General features: G+C 68.4%; 11 protein-coding genes. 9 read left to right on the top strand and 2 right to left on the bottom strand.

Annotation, left to right across the window (positions count from 1 at the left end):
* Positions 1 to 98: 98 nt before the first annotated feature.
* Positions 99 to 1583 (bottom strand): leucyl aminopeptidase, encoded by a 1485-nt coding sequence (locus ACCQ05_RS17895; protein WP_372391857.1) that lies wholly within the window; start codon positions 1581 to 1583, stop codon positions 99 to 101.
* A 107-nt stretch (positions 1584 to 1690) separates the two neighbouring features.
* Here ACCQ05_RS17895 and lptF point away from each other — a divergent pair, with 107 nt between their 5' ends.
* The 3 genes from lptF to ACCQ05_RS17880 are packed head-to-tail and all read left to right on the top strand — an operon-like array spanning position 1691 to position 4181.
* Positions 1691 to 2773 (top strand): LPS export ABC transporter permease LptF, encoded by a 1083-nt coding sequence (gene lptF / locus ACCQ05_RS17890; protein ID WP_372391855.1) that lies wholly within the window; start codon positions 1691 to 1693, stop codon positions 2771 to 2773.
* Positions 2770 to 3876 (top strand): LPS export ABC transporter permease LptG, encoded by a 1107-nt coding sequence (gene lptG / locus ACCQ05_RS17885; RefSeq protein WP_372391853.1) that lies wholly within the window; start codon positions 2770 to 2772, stop codon positions 3874 to 3876. The genes lptF and lptG overlap by 4 nt, the downstream gene beginning before the upstream one ends.
* 53 nt (positions 3877 to 3929) lie before the next feature.
* Positions 3930 to 4181 (top strand): hypothetical protein, encoded by a 252-nt coding sequence (locus tag ACCQ05_RS17880; protein WP_228962200.1) that lies wholly within the window; start codon positions 3930 to 3932, stop codon positions 4179 to 4181.
* Positions 4182 to 4279: 98 nt separating this feature from the next.
* On the opposite strand, the gene ACCQ05_RS17875 is transcribed toward ACCQ05_RS17880, so the two are convergent.
* A complete protein-coding gene (locus ACCQ05_RS17875; protein ID WP_372391850.1) occupies positions 4280 to 4747 on the bottom strand; it encodes an RDD family protein in 468 nt (155 codons plus the stop codon).
* 175 nt (positions 4748 to 4922) lie between these two features.
* Between ACCQ05_RS17875 and xerD the strand changes: the two genes are divergently transcribed.
* The 6 genes from xerD to ACCQ05_RS17845 all read left to right on the top strand — a co-directional run bounded on the left by xerD (position 4923) and on the right by ACCQ05_RS17845 (position 18593).
* Entirely contained in the window at positions 4923 to 5894 is a 972-nt protein-coding gene (gene xerD / locus ACCQ05_RS17870) for a site-specific tyrosine recombinase XerD (protein WP_372391848.1), read from the top strand.
* 234 nt (positions 5895 to 6128) lie between these two features.
* Complete coding sequence (locus tag ACCQ05_RS17865; protein ID WP_372391846.1) at positions 6129 to 6932, top strand: DsbC family protein; 804 nt, start codon at positions 6129 to 6131, stop codon at positions 6930 to 6932.
* A 565-nt stretch (positions 6933 to 7497) separates the two neighbouring features.
* Positions 7498 to 11550, top strand: coding sequence for a phosphoribosylformylglycinamidine synthase (gene purL, locus ACCQ05_RS17860; RefSeq protein ID WP_372391844.1), 4053 nt, complete (start codon positions 7498 to 7500; stop codon positions 11548 to 11550).
* 1319 nt (positions 11551 to 12869) lie between these two features.
* Positions 12870 to 14213 (top strand): hypothetical protein, encoded by a 1344-nt coding sequence (locus ACCQ05_RS17855; protein ID WP_372391842.1) that lies wholly within the window; start codon positions 12870 to 12872, stop codon positions 14211 to 14213.
* Complete coding sequence (locus ACCQ05_RS17850; RefSeq protein WP_372391840.1) at positions 14104 to 16623, top strand: YadA family autotransporter adhesin; 2520 nt, start codon at positions 14104 to 14106, stop codon at positions 16621 to 16623. Before ACCQ05_RS17855 ends, ACCQ05_RS17850 begins: the two co-directional genes overlap by 110 nt.
* Positions 16624 to 16712: 89 nt before the next feature.
* A complete protein-coding gene (locus tag ACCQ05_RS17845; RefSeq protein WP_372391837.1) occupies positions 16713 to 18593 on the top strand; it encodes a S8 family serine peptidase in 1881 nt (626 codons plus the stop codon).
* Positions 18594 to 18626 lie beyond the last annotated feature (33 nt).

The following is an 18626-nucleotide window of genomic DNA, read 5'->3' as shown; positions in this document are numbered from 1 at the left end:
GATTCGGGATTGGCGACAGCCGGTCACTGTCTGCCTGCAAGTTGCTAAGGACGGCGGGATGCGTGCGGCGGCACGAATCCCGAATCTCCACTCCCCAATCACGCCGCGCCGCTTGCGGCGCGGTCCAGCAACCACTGGGTCAGCAGGCCGACCGGGCGGCCGGTGGCCATGCCGCGCTTGCCTTCGTCGCTGGCCACGCCGGCGATGTCCAGGTGCGCCCAGCGCTGGTTTTCGGTGAAGCGCGACAGGAAGCAGCCGGCGGTGATGGCGCCGCCCCAGCGGCCGCCGATGTTGTAGACGTCGGCAAAGGTGGAATCCAGCAGGCCCTGGTATTCGTCCCACAGCGGCAGGCGCCAGGCGCGGTCGAAGACATGCTCGCCGGCGGCCAGCAGCTCGTTGGCCAGGTCGTCGTGCTTGCTCATCAGGCCGGCGGTCTGGTGGCCCAGCGCCACCATGCAGGCGCCGGTCAGGGTGGCCACGTCCACCAACGCCTCGGGATTGAAGCGCTCGGCGTAGGTCAGCGCATCGCACAGGATCAGGCGGCCTTCGGCGTCAGTATTGCCGACCTCGATGGTCTTGCCGGACATGCTGGTGATCACGTCCGACGGACGGTAGGCGTTGCCGTCGATGGCGTTCTCGACCGCCGGCACCACCACCACCAGGTTGATCGGCAGCTCGGCCTTGACCGTGGCCACGAAGGTGCCGATGACGTTGGCGCCGCCGCACATGTCGTACTTCATCTCCTCGATGCCGCCCTGCGTCTTGAGGTTGACGCCGCCGGTGTCGAAGGTGATGCCCTTGCCGACCAGCACGTAGGGACGCGCGTCGCCGCCGCCGTTCCACTTCAGCACGATCAGGCGCGGGCGGTTGGCCGATCCGCGCGCCACCGACAGCAGCGAGCCCATGCCCAGCGCGTCCATCTGCGTCTCGTCCAGGATCTCGGCCTCAGCGCCCGGGAACTTGCCGGCGAAGGCGGCGGCGGTGTCGGCCAGGTAGGCCGGGGTGCAGTAGTTCGGCGGCAGGTTGCCCAGCTCGCGGGCGAACTCCACGCCTTCGGCGGTGGCAATGCCCACGGCCAGCGCGCGGGCGTCGTTGCCGGCGATCGCCAGGGCGGTCAGGCCGGTCTCGTCGACCTTCTTCTTGCCCAGCGTGGCGGTGTAGCGGTAGGCGGCATGGTCGCTGACCACCACGGCCTGGCGGATGTTCCAGGCGGCATCGCGGGCCTTGATGGGAAGCTCGGTCAGGGTCAGCAGGGCGGTGCCCACCGCGCCGGTCTTGAGCGCGCGGGTCGCGTCGCCCACCGCCTTGAGGTAGGGCGCCACGCCGAACTTGCCGGCATCGCCCAGGCCCACCACCAGCACGCGCGGGGCGGTGACTCCGGGCAGGTCGTGCAGCAGGGTGGTGGAGCCGGTCTTGGCAACCACATCGCCGCGTGCCACCAAGGCCGTCAGACGGCCCTGGCTGGCGCTGTCCAGCGCCTGGGCAGCGGGCGAGAGGGTCTTGTCGGCGAACACGCCAACCACGATGCAGTCGACCGCGGCGCTTGCCGGCGCGTCTTGGTTCAGGGTGAATTGCAGGGCCATTGATCAGATTCCGTAGGCAAATCCGTACAATCGCGGGCCGTTTACGCCGGCCTGGTTAGGCTGGCGGCGCCGCGAACGAATCCGAGAGTTTAAAACAAGCCCACCCCATGCCGAAGCTCGATCGATACCTGCTCAGCGATTTCACCCAGAGCTTCCTGGCCACCCTGATCGTGCTGCTGGTCGTCAGCGTCGGCGGTGTGCTGGTGGATATCCTCGGCAATATCGCCGATGGCCGCATCCCGGCGCGCCTGCTGCTGTCGCAGGTGGGGCTGCAATTCGTCGCCTATCTGCCCATCATCCTGCCGCTGGCGCTGATGCTGGGCCTGCTCTTGGCGCTGGCAAGGCTGTACCGCGATTCAGAAATGGCCGTCATCACCGCCATTGGTGTGGGCCCCAAACGCATGCTGCGGCCCATGCTGATGCTGGTGGTGCCGGTGGTGGTGGTCATCGGGCTGTGCTCGCTGTGGCTGGGTCCCTGGGCCAGCCGCACCGCCGAAACCATGCTGGAAGACGCCAATCGCAGCGTGCTGATGGCCGGCCTGGAGTCGGGCAAGTTCACCCCGCTCTCCGGCGGTGGCGTGGTCTACCTGACCACCATTTCCGCCGACGGCAAGAACCTGGGCAAGGTGTTCCTGCAGCGGCAGAAGGACGACCGCATCGATGTGGTCACTGCCGAGCGCGGCGCGATGTTCTTCGAAGGCAAGACCGACCGCTACCTGCGCCTGGAGGATGGCTACCGCATCGAGGGCCCGGCGGCCGGCGACACCCTGGACTACCGCCTGATGAAGTTCGCCAGCAACGACGTGGCCCTGCCCGACCGTACCCGCGTGCATGATGCCAACGACCCGGAAGTGATGTGGACCACGCAGCTGCTGTCGGACGAACGCCCGGCTGCCCGCGCGCAACTGCATGAGCGGCTGGCGCCGCCGCTGCTGGCGCTGGCGTTCGCCTTGCTGACCCTGCCACTGTCGCGCAGCGCGCCGCGGCAGCAGCGCTACGGCCGGATCATGCTGGCCTTTCTGGCCTACATGGTCGGCACCAACCTGATGATCGTCGGCACCCAGTGGATCGCCAACGGCAAGACCCCGGCCGCGCTGGGGCTGTGGTGGCTGACGCTGCCGTTGCTGGCGGTGGCGATCTGGACCTATGCGCGCGATGGACGCGTGCGCCGGCCGAGGGCGCGCGCATGAGGCTGACGCCACGGGTACACGATTGGTACGTCGGCCGTGCGGTGCTGTTCACCGTACTGCTGACCTGGGCGGTGCTGCTGGGGCTGGACCTGGTCAATGCGTTTGCCAGCGAGGCCAAGAACATCGGCCAGGGCAGCTACAGCTTCGGGCATGCGGTGGCCTATGTGGCCTACACGGTGCCGCGTCGCGCCTATACCCTGTTTCCCACCGCCGCGGTGATCGGTGCGCTGATGGGTCTGGGGCAGCTGGCGGCCACATCCGAATTGACCGCGCTGCGTGCGTTGGGTGTGTCGCGCAAGCGCATGTCCGCCTCGGTGGTCGCTGCAATGGCCTTGCTGACCGCCAGCATGGTGATCAGCGGCGAGACCGTGGGGCCGTGGGCGCAGAACCAGGCCGACACGCTCAAGGCCAGCGCCCGCTACAACAGCAATATGGCCTCGTCGCGTTATTCCGGCCTGTGGGCGCGCGAAGGCGACACCTTCCTCAATGCGCTCAGTGGCGAGGAAAAATTGCTCGACAGCGGCGGCACTGCGTTGGATCTGCACGACGTGCGCCTGTATCACCTGGATGCCAACGGCCGCATGCAGCAGCTGACCTATGCGTCGGTGGCCGAGCACCGCGATGGCCGCTGGACGCTGCGGCAGGTACGCCGCGACACCTTCCAGGAACGCTCGGTGCAGCGCGAGACCTTTCCCGAACTGGCATGGCAATCGCAGCTGAGTCCGGCTGCGTTGGCGGCCGGCTTGGCCAAGCCGCGCAATCTCTCCGCACACGAACTGGAGCAGAGCATCGAGTACCGCCGCCGCAACGGCCTGGACGCACGCGACTACGAAGACCAGTACTGGAGCCGCTGGTTCTACCCGCTCAACGTGCTGGCGCTGTGCATGGCGGCCATTCCGTTCTCGTTCGGTTCGCTGCGTAGCGGCGGCCTGGGCAAGCGCTTGTTCCTGGGCATCCTGTTCGCGCTGGGCTTCTGGCTGCTGCAGCTGTTCTTCGGCCGCATGGCCGGCGCGCTCAAGCTGGACTACCGCATCGCCTACGCGCTGCCGCCGATGGTGATGCTGGGCGTGGCGGCGTGGTTGTTCCGGCGACGCAGTAGTTGATCCACCGGTGGCGTCCCAGCGTGTTCGGCATCGCATTGTGCGTGCTGTACGCGATGCCGACGGTGCTCTGCCTGTGGATCGCTCAGCAAGCGGGTGGGGACGATAAGGGGCGGTTTGTGATGCTGCAATTGCCGCTTACCCCACAGCTCGCGCTGCTGGATGCGGTCGGTGCCGGCTCCTGGGCATCTGGCCTGTCCTGGCTGGCGAGTTACCTCGTATTGGTGCCGCCGTTTCTGGTCGTGTTGTATCTGCTGGGCAGTCTGATACAGGCATGGATCGAGCGCCCGTCGCCGTTTTCACGGTAGACGACACTGTCCGGGCGGATCTGGAGCGTGCCTGCTCGACGACGTCGCCATCGACTCATTCTCAGTCGGGCTCGGTCCGCACCTGAACTGCCATCTGTTCACCGGGCGGGCTTGGGAATGCGCTGTAGGCCGGTCCCGCTCGCGCGGTCATGCCAGGTGAGCCGGTCGCGGTCCACCCAGGCCCACCAGAATCCGGCGCCGGCCAGGGCCAGCGACAGCGTGCCCACCGCATAACGCGTCCAGGCCTGTCGCCAGCTGGGGCGCGGCTCGCGCAATCGCAGCCGCCACGGACGCATGCCCAGGGTCTGCCCGCCGCGGCGCCAACTGACCGTGGCGTACACGCCCGCCACGATCCAGCAGCACAGCCACAGCAGCCACTGCCAGGCGCTGAAGGGAGCGATGTTCTGGCGGGCGGGGTGTCCGGCCAGGGTGAAGCCCAGCGTGAAGCCGGTGGACACCAGCATCCAGAGCGCCAGCGCCGGCCAGACGTCGTAACACAGGGACAGTATCCGCCAGCCCAGCAGGGCAGGCGGGCGCGCAGTGCGGGGTGCAGGAATCGCCGTCATGCCGCGAGCATAGCCGGCGCCAGCGCAACGGCAACGCCGCGCTGCGGCAGTGCATGGCAGGCGTCGGTGTGGCGTGCCTGTGCGGTGACCAACCAGCCGGGCAAGCGCTGGATGCGCGTTGCCGAAGGCAGTCCCCGTCTCGCGCATGCCGTCGGTCACGTTCTATGCTGTGGCGATGTCTGCCAGCAGCCCCGCCGAACGTCGCCAACTCGCCCGGCAGCTGCCGCCCTTGCAGACGGCCGATGCGGCGGCGATCGAACGCTTTGTCGACCGGTTCTGGGCCGAAAACGGCGTGGCGCGACAGACGCTGGACAGCTACCGACGCGACCTGGAAGGGCTGGCGCGCTGGTGCGACGGTGCCGGTGGCGGCCTGTCGGGAATGCAGCGTCCGGCCTTGTTCGACTACCTGCGCTGGCGCACCGAGGCGCGCTATTCCCCGCGCAGCAATGCCCGGCTGTTGTCCACCCTGCGCGCCTTCTATGGGCTGCTGCTGCGCGATGGCGTGCGCAGCGACGATCCCACCGCCTTGCTGGACCCGCCACGCCTGCCGCGTTCCCTGCCCAAGGCGCTGACCGAAACCCAGGTCGATGCCTTGCTGGCGGCGCCGGATGTGCAGACGCCGTTGGGCCTGCGCGACCGCGCCATGCTGGAATTGATGTATGCGGCCGGGCTGCGCGTCAGCGAGCTGGTCGAGCTGCCGGCGGTGGGAGTCAATCTGCGCCAGGGCGTCATGCGCGTCACCGGCAAGGGCAGCAAGGAACGCCTGGTGCCGCTGGGCGAGGAGTCCCAGCACTGGCTGGAGCGCTATCTGCGCGAGGCGCGCCCGCTGCTGGCCGACGGCAAGGCAGTGCCCGCCGCAGACGGGCAGGTGCCGCTGTTCATCGATGCCGCGCGCCAGCCGCTCAGCCGCCAGCAGTTCTGGACGCTGGTCAAGCGCTACGCGGCGCTGGCCGGCATCGATCCGGCCACGGTCAGCCCGCATGGCCTTCGGCACAGCTTCGCCACCCACCTGCTCAACCATGGCGCCGACCTGCGCGCGCTGCAGATGCTGCTGGGCCACAGCTCGCTCTCGACCACCCAGATCTACACGCTCGTGGCGCGTCAGCACCTGCAGACGCTGCATGCCCGGCACCATCCGCGCGGCTAGGACAGGCGGGAGCGGCAGGCATCAGGTTCCGGGTGCAGCCCGGGCAATGACGGTGCGGTGGGCGCCACCCCGTCGTTACCGCCGCACGAATGGCGGTGCAACGTGCATTCCGATGCGCCGAAGTCCTGGGAATCGCCACTTGCCGGCGCGCACGCGAACAAACCGTCGCGGCCGCTGCCAGGCTTCATCCGCCCTGTGCGAGAATCGTGCGACCCCATTCCACTGGATGCGTGAATGTATCGTCTTGCTATCGCCGCGCTGCTGGGCGCACTCAGCCTCACTGCCTGCGCGCAGTCCTCGCAGCCTGCGGCAAGCACTGCCGGAACCAAGCCCGCTGCCGCTCCTGCCGCCGCCGCGTCGGGAAATGTCGACCAGCGCGTGGGCAGTGCGCTGAAGGCGCTGGACCCGGACTTCAAGCCGGACTACATCGGTGCCGCGCCGTTTCCCGGGTTCCGCGAAGTGGTGGTCGGCGGGCAGGTGCTGTACGTCAGCGACGACGGCCGCTATCTGATCCAGGCGCAGCCGTTCGACATCCAGAACAAGCAGTTCGCGGCCAGCCCGGGCCTGCTGGCCTACCGCCGCAAGCAGCTGGAGACGGTGCCCAAGGCCGATCGCATCGTGTTCGCGCCGGCCAACCCGAAGTACACCGTGACCGTCTTCACCGATGTGGAATGCGGCTACTGCCGCAAGCTGCACAGCGAGATCGGCGAGCTCAACAAGCAGGGGATTGCGGTCGAATACCTGGCTTTCCCGCGCATGGGTCTGGGCAGCCAGGACCACAAGGAAATGATTGCGGTGTGGTGCGCGGCCGACCGCAAGCAGGCGTTGACGGCGGCCAAGTCGGGCCAGCCGGTCAACTCCAAGGACTGCAAGAACCCGGTGTCGATGGAATACGCCCTGGGTCAGCGTCTTGGCGTCAACGGTACTCCGGCGATCTTTGCGCCCGACGGTACCCAGCTCGGCGGCTACCTGCCGCCGGCGCAGCTGCGTGAAGCGCTGGAAAAGCGCGCCGTCACCACGGCGGGCGGCAGCCGCTGATCCATAGCGACGCGGTCGTGTGATGCCGCGTTGGCGCTGGCCCTCGATGGCCGGGCGCTCGCTGGAGGGCCGGGATGCGTCTGCATTCCGGCCTTTTGCGTTTCGGGATGGAATGGCTGGCTTGATCGAGCGGCCGGGTGGTGTCGGACAGCCGGCTTGCGCAGGCGGTGGTGTGGATCGGCTGCATCTGCGCGCAGATGTCGCCACTGCCAGGTCGCGCGACTGCGCCGGTTGCAGGGCCACGATGGGGGAGTGGACGAAGACAGGTGGGCAGGACAGGGCGCTGCCAACCAGCGCGTTAGCCCGATGGCTGGTCGCCAACGCGTCAGCCAGACAGCCAGACAGCCAGACAGCCAGGCGCCAGCTCGCCAGCCAGACAGCCAGACAGCCAAGCGCCAGCTCGCTTCGCTCGTCCGCCCGTCATGGTGGCCGCGTCGAACGAACGTGGACTGGTGGCCTTCGGCCTGATTCGCTGGCCGATTGCCTGCCGCCGCACGCGCGACCGACGCCGACCCATCGGCTCCGTTACAATCTGCAGCCCCGTTTCTGACACGGTTCCCCGGACATGATGGTCCTCGAGGGCGCTTCCGCCCTTTCGCCGTTCCGCCGCGCTCGGCTCGAAACCCGCCTGCAAACCCTCGTTCCCGCGCTGCGCATCACCGGCGCCTGGCACGTCTACTTCGTCCGCGCCGAGGCCGGGCAAGCGCCCGATCAGGTGACCTTGCAGCGGATCCTGCAGGCCGGCGCAGAGCCGGCGCCGCGCGACCAGGACGCCTCTTCGCGCTATGTGGTGCCGCGCCTGGGCACGCTGTCGCCGTGGTCGAGCAAGGCCACCGAGCTGGTGCGTGGGGCCGGGCAGCCGATCCAGCGCGTGGAGCGGGGCACCCGTATCGATCTGGTCGGCTGGCCGGCCGATGCCGCCGCGCAGGCCGCGGTGGCCAGGCTGCTGCACGACCCGATGACGCAGTCGCTGCTGGGGTCGGCCGCTGCGGCCGAGGCGCTGTTCAACGTGCCCGACCCGGGCCAGCTGCAGCGCGTGCCGCTGGACGGGCTGGAGCAGGCCAACCGCGAGCTGGGCCTGGCGCTGGCGCAGGACGAGATCGACTACCTGCGCGAACGCTTCGCCGCCCTGGGCCGCGATCCGGCCGATGTCGAGCTGATGATGTTCGCCCAGGCCAACTCCGAACATTGCCGGCACAAGATCTTCAATGCCAGCTGGACCATCGACGGCAAGCCGCAGGAACGCTCGTTGTTCCGGATGATCAAGCACACCCACCAGCAGACCCCGCAGCACACCTTGTCGGCCTACAGCGACAACGCGGCGGTGGTGGAAGGCGTGCCGGCTGCGCGCTACCGCCCGGACCCTGCCAGCGGCGAGTACCGCAGCGAAGCGGTGTTGCCGTCGGCATTTGCGATCAAGGTGGAAACGCACAACCACCCGACCGCGATCGCGCCGTTCCCCGGCGCGGCCACCGGTGCGGGCGGGGAGATCCGCGACGAGGGCGCCACCGGCCGCGGCGGCAAACCCAAGGCCGGCCTGACCGGGTTTTCGGTCTCGCACCTGCGCATTCCCACCCTGCCGCAGCCGTGGGAAGCGCCGCGCGCGCTGAACCCGCGCATGGCGCCGGCGCTGGACATCATGCTCGACGGCCCGCTGGGCGGTGCCGCGTTCAACAACGAATTCGGCCGGCCGAACCTGCTCGGCTATTTCCGCAGCTTCGAGCTTGCCGAGGGGCAGGGCCTGACCCGCGCCTACGACAAGCCGATCATGCTGGCCGGCGGCCTGGGCGCGATCGATCGCAACCAGGTGGAAAAGCTGCGCCTGCAGCCGGGCGATGCGGTGATCGTGCTCGGCGGGCCGGCGATGCTGATCGGCCTGGGCGGCGGCGCGGCCAGTTCGGTGGCTGCCGGCGACAGCGCCGAGGCGCTGGATTTTGCCAGCGTGCAGCGCGAAAACCCGGAAATGGAGCGCCGCTGCCAGGAGGTCATCGACCGCTGCGTGGCGCTGGGCACCGACAACCCGATCCGCTGGTTCCATGACGTGGGTGCGGGCGGCCTGTCCAACGCCATCCCCGAACTGCTGCACGACTCGGGCGTGGGCGGCATCATCGACCTGGGCCGCGTGCTCAGCGACGACCCCTCGCTGTCACCGCTGGAACTGTGGTGCAACGAATCGCAGGAACGCTACGTGCTGGGCGTACCGCAGGCGCGCCTGGAGCAATTCGCCGCCATCTGCGCCCGCGAGCGCTGCCCGTTCGCCGCCGTCGGCGTGGCCACGGCCGAGGAGCGGCTGGTGGTGGGGTATGGAGTCTTCGACTCCGGGATTGGAGATGCGGGATTCGGGATTCGCAACGGCGCTTCCTCGGGTGCTGGAGTCGCTCCTGCTTCCAACCAATCCCCAATCCCCAATCCCCAATCCCAGCTCCCGATCAACCTGCCCATGGACGTCCTGTTCGGCAAGGCACCGAAGATGCATCGCGATGCCGTGCATCCGGCCGCGCCCAAGTGGCCGGCGCTGCAGACCGCCGGGCTGGATCTGCAGCAGGCGGGCCTGCGCGTGCTGGCGCATCCCACCGTGGCGTCCAAGAGCTTTCTGGTCACCATCGGCGACCGCAGCGTGGGCGGGCTGACCGCACGCGAGCAGATGATCGGGCCGTGGCAGCTGCCATTGGCCGATTGCGCGATCACCCTGGCCGGGTTCGAGACCTTCGAAGGCGAGGCGATGTCGATCGGCGAGCGCGCCCCGCTGGCGCTGCTGAATGCCGCCGCCTCCGCGCGCATGGCGGTCGGCGAGGCGATCACCAACCTGTGCGCCGCACCGGTGCAAGCGCTGGACAGCATCAAGCTGTCGGCCAACTGGATGGCCGCCGCCGGTCACCCCGGCGAAGACGCGCTGCTGTACGACGCGGTGCGCGCGGTCGGCATGGAACTGTGCCCGGCGCTGGAGCTGAGCATCCCGGTGGGCAAGGATTCGCTGTCGATGCAGGCGCAGTGGGTTGAGGCCGGGATTGGTGATTCGGCATTCGGGATTGGCGAAACACCGGAGCCCTCCGCTCTTGCCAATCCCCAATCCCCAATGCCCAATCCCACCACCCACAAGAGCGTTTCCCCCGTCTCGCTGATCATCAGTGCGTTTGCGCCGGTAAGCGATGTCCGCACCCAGCTGACGCCGCTGTTGCGCAACGATGAGCAAAGCGAGCTGTGGTTGATCGGGCTCGGCGGCGGCAAGCAGCGTCTGGGTGGGTCGGTGCTGGCGCAGGTGTACGCCGACGCTGCGGCGCTGCCGGCATTCGGCGGTGACGTGCCGGACCTGGACGATGCGCAGCGGCTGCGCAGCTTCTTCGAGTTGATCCGCGATGCGCGCCAGAGCGGGCTGCTGCTGGCGTATCACGATCGCAGCGATGGCGGCGCGTTTGCGGCGCTGTGCGAGATGGCGTTCGCCTCGCGCCAGGGCCTGGACATCACCCTCGATGCCTGGGGCGAGGACGCGTTCCGCAGCCTGTTCAACGAGGAACTGGGTGCGGTGGTGCAGATCGCCAGCGAAGATCGCGCCGCGTTCGCCGATCTGGTCGAGCGGCATGCGCTGACCGAATGCGCGCAGCGCATCGCACGCCCCACCGGCACGCCGCGGGTGCGGGTCAGCGGGCAGGGCCGGGTGCTGGCCGAATGGCGTTGGGAAGAGCTGTTCGATGCCTGGTGGTCGGTGACCCACGCCATGCAGAAGCTGCGCGACAACCCCGACAGCGCCGACGAAGAGCGCGCGCTGGCGCGGGATTTCCAGGCGCCCGGTCTGCGTCCGAAGCTGGCGTTCGATCCGTCCGAAGACGTGGCCGCGCCGTTCGTGGCCACCGGTGCGCGGCCCAAGGTGGCGATCCTGCGCGAGCAGGGCGTCAACGGGCAGATCGAGATGGCCTACAACTTCGAGCGCGCCGGGTTCCGCGCGTTCGACGTGCATATGAGCGACCTGATCGCCGGGCGCGTGGATCTGGCGCAGTTCGCCGGCTTCGCGGCCTGCGGCGGTTTCAGCTACGGCGACGTGCTGGGGGCCGGCCGCGGCTGGGCCACCTCGATCCTGGAGCGCTCGGCCTTGCGCGATGCCTTTGCCGCATTCTTTGCGCGCAGCGACACCTTCGCGCTGGGCGTGTGCAACGGCTGCCAGATGCTCAGCCAGCTCAAGGACATCATTCCCGGTGCCGAGCATTGGCCGCGCTTTTTGCGCAACCGCAGCGAACAGTTCGAGGCACGCACCGCGCTGCTGGAGGTGGTGGAATCGCCGTCGATCTTCCTGCGCGGCATGGCCGGTTCGCGGATCCCGGTGGCGGTGGCGCACGGCGAAGGCCGCGCCGAATTCGATACCGCCGTGGACCAGGCGGCCGCACGGGTGGCCCTGCGCTTCATCGATGGCGATGGCGTGGCGGCCTCGCGCTACCCGCTCAATCCTAACGGCTCGCCGGACGGCATCACCGGCCTGACCAGCGCCGATGGCCGCGCCACCATCCTGATGCCGCATCCCGAGCGCACCCCGCGCACGGTGAACCTGAGTTGGCATCCGGCGGACTGGGGCGAGGAGTCGCCCTGGTTGCGGATGTTCCGCAACGCGCGCGTCTGGTGCGGTTGAGCCGGATGCGCAGGAGCCGCATGCGCTGACTGCACCATGCGCTTTTGTGCTGGCGGCCGTGTGCAGCGATGCACGCGGCCGTTCGCGTTTGGCGCGTGGTGTGTACATTGCGGTGAATGCAAAGCGTGCTATCGCGTGCCGGGAAAGGCATGTGCCGGGTGGCTGGGAGCCCGCCCGCCCGGTGTCGCACGCAGCGGGTTTTGCACAGGCCTCTACGCGCCATCGCCGGCTCCGGCCCGAGTGGGCGGTCGGTATCGTGTGCCTTGCGTTGCACGGTTCTCCAGTCGCCTGGCCCGGCTCACCCGCGCAACGCCTGCCATGTGGCCCTGGCCACCATCGCAGGTTGGCCGGCGAGGCATGACAGACTGCAGGCGGTTTACCCGCGGTGCCGAAAGATCAGGTCATGCCTGCGAGGACGTCGCATCGCACGGGGCGCCGGAATCCGCGCTCAACCATCGTTGCAGCGCTGCTGCCGCAGAAAAGACGCTGCTGTGACAGCTGCGGGTGTGAACAACGGCAACCGATGCTTGCATTGCCTGCATGCGACTGACCGGTCCCGCTGAGGGGCTGGCAGGACGTAGCGAGCAGTGGGCAGCCGGGTGTGGGCGGTGCGCTCGGGTCAGCAGTGCTCGGCCGGCAAATATCGATTGCGAGCACTGGCTGCGCCCGCCTGGCGGCTCTACAGACGTTTATTCGTCGCGCTGAGTCCCGGACTGCCCGCTGCGTTGTCGAGTCCCGGGCTGCCCCGGCCTCGCAGTCGCCACAAAGTCACGAAACAACCATAAGGTTTACTTATGGCAACTATAAAAAATAATAGTTATTCGGTGCGGAGTTCTTTTTTTTTATCCACGTGACATGGTTCGCTTTTAGTCATTCGGATTTTCAATAAATTCTTTGTGCGTTACATATCCGTACAGTTCGCACTGCTGCTGGACACTCGCGATTGCTGTTTTCGCCGGGAAATAAAGGCGAACGGGAGTTGCTGCGCTCGATAAAACCTCAGGGGGACCCTGCGCCACAGTGGCGCACGGTGGTCGGTTCTTATACGCCTGACCATAATGGGGAGTAAGTCGTTAATGAAAAATATCAGACATGCCGGAGGGAATTCTCCCTCCGGTACGGCGAAGCGTGACCGGATTATCTCAACTCTCCACGTCTGGGTGGGAGCGCAGGCACGCAGCGGGCTGGCGATTGCCGTCTGCATCGTGCTGGCCGGCGGGGGCATGCCGGCAACTGCGGCGGCCCAGGCCCGCATTGCCACCGAACGCTGCGCCGTCTTCGACGGTCGGCAGAGCTGCCTTGCGTCCTCAATGGCGGCCATGACCGGTGCCGATGCGCTCGCCGATGCAGCCGTGCCGACCACCGGCGGGGGGGCGACGACAGCGGCGGACGAGGACGGCGAGGTTCCTCCGTTTGTGGATGGACGCGATGCCATCGCGCTGGGGGCCGCGAGCAATGCGTTGGCCGATGGCGCCAGTGCGCTGGGAGCCGGCAGCCTGGCACTGGAACGCGACACGACGGCGGTGGGGCGCAATGCGGTGGCCGTCGGAACCTCTGCGGTTGCCATCGGCGGGGTGGCGACGGTCTACGAGTACGACGCGTTTGGCTTCATCATCAGCAGCAGCGAGCAAGCCACCGAGGCCACCGGCATTGCGTCCACCGCCATCGGTGGCGGTGCCAAGGCGGTCGATCCGCTGACCACGGCGGTGGGCACCGGCACCATTGCCGGCGGCATACAGAGCACGGCATTGGGGTATCACGCACGCACTGCGCAGGATGCCGCCACGGCGGTGGGTGGTTTGTCGCAGGTGTCGGGTTTTGGCGGTGCCGCGCTGGGTTACAGCGCCAATGCGAGCGGCGATTTCGCCACGGCGGTGGGTTTCGGCGCACGCGGCACCGGCACCGGCACGGTGGCGATGGGCGACAGCTCGCTCGCCAGCGGTGCCGATAGCGTGGCCATCGGCGGTGCCAGCAGAAGCACCCAGGGGTCGATCAATGCGGCGACAGGGCTCGGTGGCATCGCGCTGGGTGCCGGCGCGCAGAGCCAGTCCGACTACGCGATCGCGATCGGCTACAACTCCAACGTCTTCCCCAATCAGCCGGGCAATACCGATGCGATTGTGATCGGTCATTCCGCCGGAACCTTCGCGCCGCATACCGTTGCCCTGGGCGGCTCTGCATTGACGATGGGCGATGGCAGCGTGTCGATCGGCCAGGAGAGCGTCACCTACGCCGAGAACAGCGTCGCGGTGGGTGCGCGCGCTGCGACCTCGTGGTTCAACGGCAACAACACCGCCATCGGTGCGGATGCGCAAACCAACGGCGTCGATGCGCTGGCGATCGGGTATGGCGCACGGGTGGGCGATCTGATCGACGATGCCTGGAACCGCTCCCCGTCCAGCGCCGTGGCCTTGGGTGCGTATTCGTATGCCGACCGCAGCAATACGGTGTCGGTGGGCAACGCGCAGACCGGCTTGACTCGGCAGATCACCAACGTTGCCGCCGGTACCGAGGCCACCGATGCGGTGAACCTGGCGCAGCTCGATCGCGTTGGTGCCATCGCTTCGCGTCTGGACCGTCATCTGGGCTTCGCGTCTGGACCGTCATCTGGCGCTGGCCAAATCCGATACCGAGGCGCCGGATGCCTTTGCCGAAGGCAGTGATGCCATTGCCCTTGGCAGCGCCAGCAATGCATTGGGCGATGGTGCCAATGCGCTGGGTTCCGGTAGCGCGGCAGTCGGCCGCGACACCGTGGCGGTAGGGCGCAACGCCAGCGCTTCGGATGCGTCGGCGGTGGCACTGGGCGGTGTGGCCAGCGTGCCGTTGTTCGATGCGACCGGCTTCATCGTCGGCGAACAGGAACAGGCGACCACAGCGCAAGGGCGTGGCGCGGTGGCATTGGGCGGTGGCGCGCAGGCCATGCAGACCTTTGCCACTGCGGTGGGCACCGGTGCATCGGCACGCGGCGCGCAGTCCACGGCGATGGGCTTCGCCGCGCAGGCGCTGGAAGAGACCAATACCGCGCTGGGTAGTTTCTCGGCGGCGCGTGGCGCGGCGTCTTCGGCATTGGGATTCAATGCGGTGACCACCGGCAGGCTGGCCACCGCCGTGGGATTTGCTGCGCTTGGCAATGGCGAGAGCAGCGTTGCGGTTGGCAGCAGTGCAGCGGCGTTCGGGGAGCGCAGCATCACCATCGGTGGGTTCTCGCTGATCAGCAACACGCTGTTCAGTGCGGGGAGCTCGGGTCTGGGCAGCGTGGCGATCGGTGCAGGCGCGCGTAGCGAGGCCGACTACGCCATCGCCCTGGGCTACAACGCCAATGTGTTCGGCAACGACAACAACGTCGACGCGGTGGCCATCGGGCATAGCGCCGGCTCATTCGGGCCGCGCACGGTGTCGCTGGGTGCCGCTTCGTCGGCGCAGGCGGCGGAGGCGATCGCCATCGGTTACGACGCGCGTGCTGCGTCCAGCCGCAGCATCGCGATCGGCAGTGGCGCCGATACTTCGATCATCTACGGCGACACCATCGCCTTGGGGACCAATGCCAAGGCCGATGCGCCCGATGCGATCGCAATCGGACGCGATGCCGGCGTTGGTGTCTTCGTCGGCGAGGTGGGCAGTGCCGCGGTCGCGTTGGGCGTGCAGGCGCGGGCGCTCGGCAACAACAGTCTGGCGATGGGCTACAGCGCCTTCACCCGGGAGAGCGCGCGCAATGCGCTTGCGCTGGGTGCCAACGCCGGCGCCAGCGGTGCCGATTCGGTGGCCTTGGGCTCGGGATCGCGCACCTACGACGCCAATGTGGTGTCGGTGGGCAACGGCAACGGCCGCGGTGGCCCGGCCACGCGGCGCATCGTCAATGTGGGTGCCGGCGCGCTCGCAGGCAGCAGTACCGATGCGATCAACGGCGGCCAGCTGTTCCAGTCGTTGAGCAATACCGCCAGCTTCCTCGGCGGCGGTGCGGCGATCGGTGCACAAGGCCTGTTCGTGGCGCCGACCTATGTGATCCAGGGCGCCAGCTACAACAACGTGGGCGCTGCATTGACCGCGCTGGACAGCAAGGTCAGCGAACTGGATGCGCGTGCAGGCACGGCGACCGCCTCGCGGGTGTCTGCACTACGTACTGCAGCAACGCGGATGAGCGGTGCACGAAGCACCGGTGCTGGCAGCGCTGCCGATGATGCCGGTGCGGTGTCGGCGACTTCGGTCGCCGGCGAGACGGCGCCTGTCCCAACGCCGGCCGCCAGTGCCGCTGCAGGCAACGGGAGCGGCGCAGCCGCCGGCGTGCAGGGCACGCCGACCACGGCAGCGGTTGGCAGCATCACTCCGGCGGCTACCTCCACGGCGGTGGGGACCGCTGCAGTGGCCAACCACGTGACCGGCACGGCCATCGGCGGCAGCGCCTATGCGCACGGCCCCAACGACACCGCGATCGGCTCCAACGCACGCGTCAATGCCGATGGCAGCACGGCGGTGGGCGCCAACACGCAGATCGCGGCAGTGGCCACCAATGCGGTGGCCATGGGCGAAGGCGCGCAAGTGACCGCTGCGTCCGGCACCGCGATCGGTCAGGGCGCCCGTGCCACCGCGCAGGGTGCCGTGGCACTGGGCCAGGGCTCGGTCGCCGACCGCGCCAATACGGTGTCGGTGGGCAGCGTGGGCGGCGAGCGTCAGGTGGCCAATGTGGCCGCCGGTACGCGTGCCACCGATGCGGTCAACAAGGGCCAGCTGGACAGCGGGGTTGCCGCGGCCAACAGCTACACCGACAGCCGCTACAGCGCGATGGCCGACAGCTTCGAAAGCTACCAGGGCGATATCGAGGACCGTCTGCGCAGGCAGAACCGTCGCCTGGACCGCCAGGGTGCGATGAGCTCGGCGATGTTGAACATGTCCGCCAGCGTGGCGGGTATCGCCTCGCCGAACCGCATCGGTGCCGGTGTCGGTTTCCAGAACGGCGAATCGGCGTTGTCGGTGGGCTACCAGCGTGCGATCAGCCCGCGCGCCACCTTGACCGTGGGCGGTGCGCTCAGTGGCGACGACCGTTCGATCGGCATGGGCGCGGGCTTCGGTTGGTAACCGGCCGGCAGCAGCGTACGCACCGCTTGCCGTGCAGGTGGTGCGGCTTTCTCCCTCATTGGCAGTTTTCCCAGCACAAGGATATTCCCGTGATCCATTCGCATGTTTCCAAACACCTGGCCGTGGTCTGCGCTGCGTTCGCGCTGTCGCTCGGCGGCGCGGCATCCGCTGCCGACCCTGGTACCAGCGATGCCGGCGAGCGGCGCCAGCAGGCCATCGACGATGCGCCGGTGCAACGGCTCATCGTCAAATATCGCAATCCCGCTGTCACGCGCAGTGCATCGACGTCGATCAACAGCGTCACGGCGGCCGCCCACCGCGCCTCGATCCAGCTGGCGCCGGTTGCGCGCGGTGGTGCGCAACCGGCACAACCGCTGCGCCTGCGCACGCTGTCGGTGGGTGCGGAGGTGATCGGCTTGCCGCGCGCGCTGGACCGTGGCGACGCCGAGCGCGTGCTGGGCGAATTGCGTGCCGACCCGGCGGTGGAATACGCCGAGATCGATCGGATGAAGGTGCCGCTGCAGAGCAGCGGCGGCAGCCTGCCCAACGACCCGCTGCTGCAGACCAACCAATGGCATCTGATCGATCCGGTGGGTGGTATCGATGCGCCGGCCGCCTGGGCGCTGAGCCAGGGCGAGGGCATCGTGGTGGCGGTACTGGATACCGGCATCCTGCCCACGCATCCGGATCTGGCGGCCAACGTGTTGCCGGGCTACGACTTCATCACCGATGCCGAGGTGTCGCGGCGCCCCAGCAATGCGCGCGTGCCCGGTGCCCTGGATCGCGGTGATTGGGTGGCGCAGGACGGCGATTGCGGGATCTTCTCGGTGGCCCAGCCCAGTACCTGGCACGGCACGCATGTGGCCGGCTCGGTCGCCGAGGTGACCGACAATGGCATTGGCGGCGCGGGCGTGGCCTACAAGGCGAAGATCCTGCCGGTACGTGTGCTTGGTCATTGCGGTGGCTACATCTCCGATATCGCCGACGCCATCGTCTGGGCATCCGGCGGCCACGTCGATGGCGTGCCCGACAATCCCACGCCGGCCGAGGTGATCAACATGAGCCTGGGCGGCGGAGGCGGCTGCGAGACGGCCATGCAGCTCGCCATCGACAGCGCCGTGGCGCGCGGCACCACCGTGGTGGCGGCTGCCGGCAACAGCGCTGTCGATGTGGCCGATATATCGCCAGCCGGTTGCGCCAATGTCGTCGCCGTGGCGGCCACCGGTGCGACCGGGGCATTGGCCTTCTACAGCAATTTCGGCGCGCAGATCGATCTTGCCGGGCCCGGCGGCGCTGCGAGCCTGACCCAGGGCGGTACCCCGCTCGATGGACCGATCGACAGCTGGGTCTGGCAGACCGGCTACACCGGGCTGACCACGCCGACATCGGGCCAGTTCACCTATCTCGGCGTGGATTTTGCCGGCACCTCGATGGCCTCACCGCATGTGGCCGGGGTAGCCGCGCTGGTGCAGAGCGCGCTGATCGCCGACGGCCGCGCGGCACTGCCGCCGGCAGACCTGGAACGCCTGCTCAAGCGCAGCGCGCGTGCATTCCCGGTGCCCGTGCCGGCCGCCACGCCTGCCGGCAGCGGCATCGTCGATGCCGGTGCAGCGGTGACGCGTGCGTTGCGCCGCTGCGCCGCCGGCGATATCGGCTGCCGCCTGGACACCGTGGCCTTGCGCAACAACGTGCCCGAGCGCGGGGTGTCCAATGTTGCCGGCGATGCGCAGATCTTCAGCTTCGACGCCGCGGCCGGTGCGGTGCTGAGCTTCATCAGCTTTGGCGGGGGCGGCCAGTCGTCGCTGTACGTGGGCCTGGGGCGCGAGCCCAGCGCCACCGACAACGACGGTGCTTCCACACGCGTAGGCACCAGCCAGACGGTGCGCTTCACCGCGCCGCGCGCCGGCACCTACATCGTCAAATTGCAGGGGCCGCGCTTCAGTGGGGTGAGCGTGATGGCGCGTCAATGATCCGCCGCCGCGCACGGACACCGGCGCCACGCC

Source organism: Xanthomonas sp. NCPPB 3582, from assembly GCF_041475735.2.
Classification (GTDB): domain Bacteria; phylum Pseudomonadota; class Gammaproteobacteria; order Xanthomonadales; family Xanthomonadaceae; genus Xanthomonas; species Xanthomonas codiaei.
This window is presented reverse-complemented; position numbering and strand designations above follow the sequence as displayed.

Excerpts from the sequence above, each read along its gene's own strand:
- ACCQ05_RS17895 (WP_372391857.1), bottom strand. The coding sequence starts at position 1,583 with ATGGCCCTGCAATTCACCCTGAACCAAGACGCGCCGGCAAGCGCCGCG.
- lptF (WP_372391855.1), top strand. The coding sequence starts at position 1,691 with ATGCCGAAGCTCGATCGATACCTGCTCAGCGATTTCACCCAGAGCTTC.
- lptG (WP_372391853.1), top strand. The coding sequence starts at position 2,770 with ATGAGGCTGACGCCACGGGTACACGATTGGTACGTCGGCCGTGCGGTG.
- ACCQ05_RS17880 (WP_228962200.1), top strand. The coding sequence starts at position 3,930 with ATGCCGACGGTGCTCTGCCTGTGGATCGCTCAGCAAGCGGGTGGGGAC.
- ACCQ05_RS17875 (WP_372391850.1), bottom strand. The coding sequence starts at position 4,747 with ATGACGGCGATTCCTGCACCCCGCACTGCGCGCCCGCCTGCCCTGCTG.
- xerD (WP_372391848.1), top strand. The coding sequence starts at position 4,923 with ATGTCTGCCAGCAGCCCCGCCGAACGTCGCCAACTCGCCCGGCAGCTG.
- ACCQ05_RS17865 (WP_372391846.1), top strand. The coding sequence starts at position 6,129 with ATGTATCGTCTTGCTATCGCCGCGCTGCTGGGCGCACTCAGCCTCACT.
- purL (WP_372391844.1), top strand. The coding sequence starts at position 7,498 with ATGATGGTCCTCGAGGGCGCTTCCGCCCTTTCGCCGTTCCGCCGCGCT.
- ACCQ05_RS17855 (WP_372391842.1), top strand. The coding sequence starts at position 12,870 with ATGACCGGTGCCGATGCGCTCGCCGATGCAGCCGTGCCGACCACCGGC.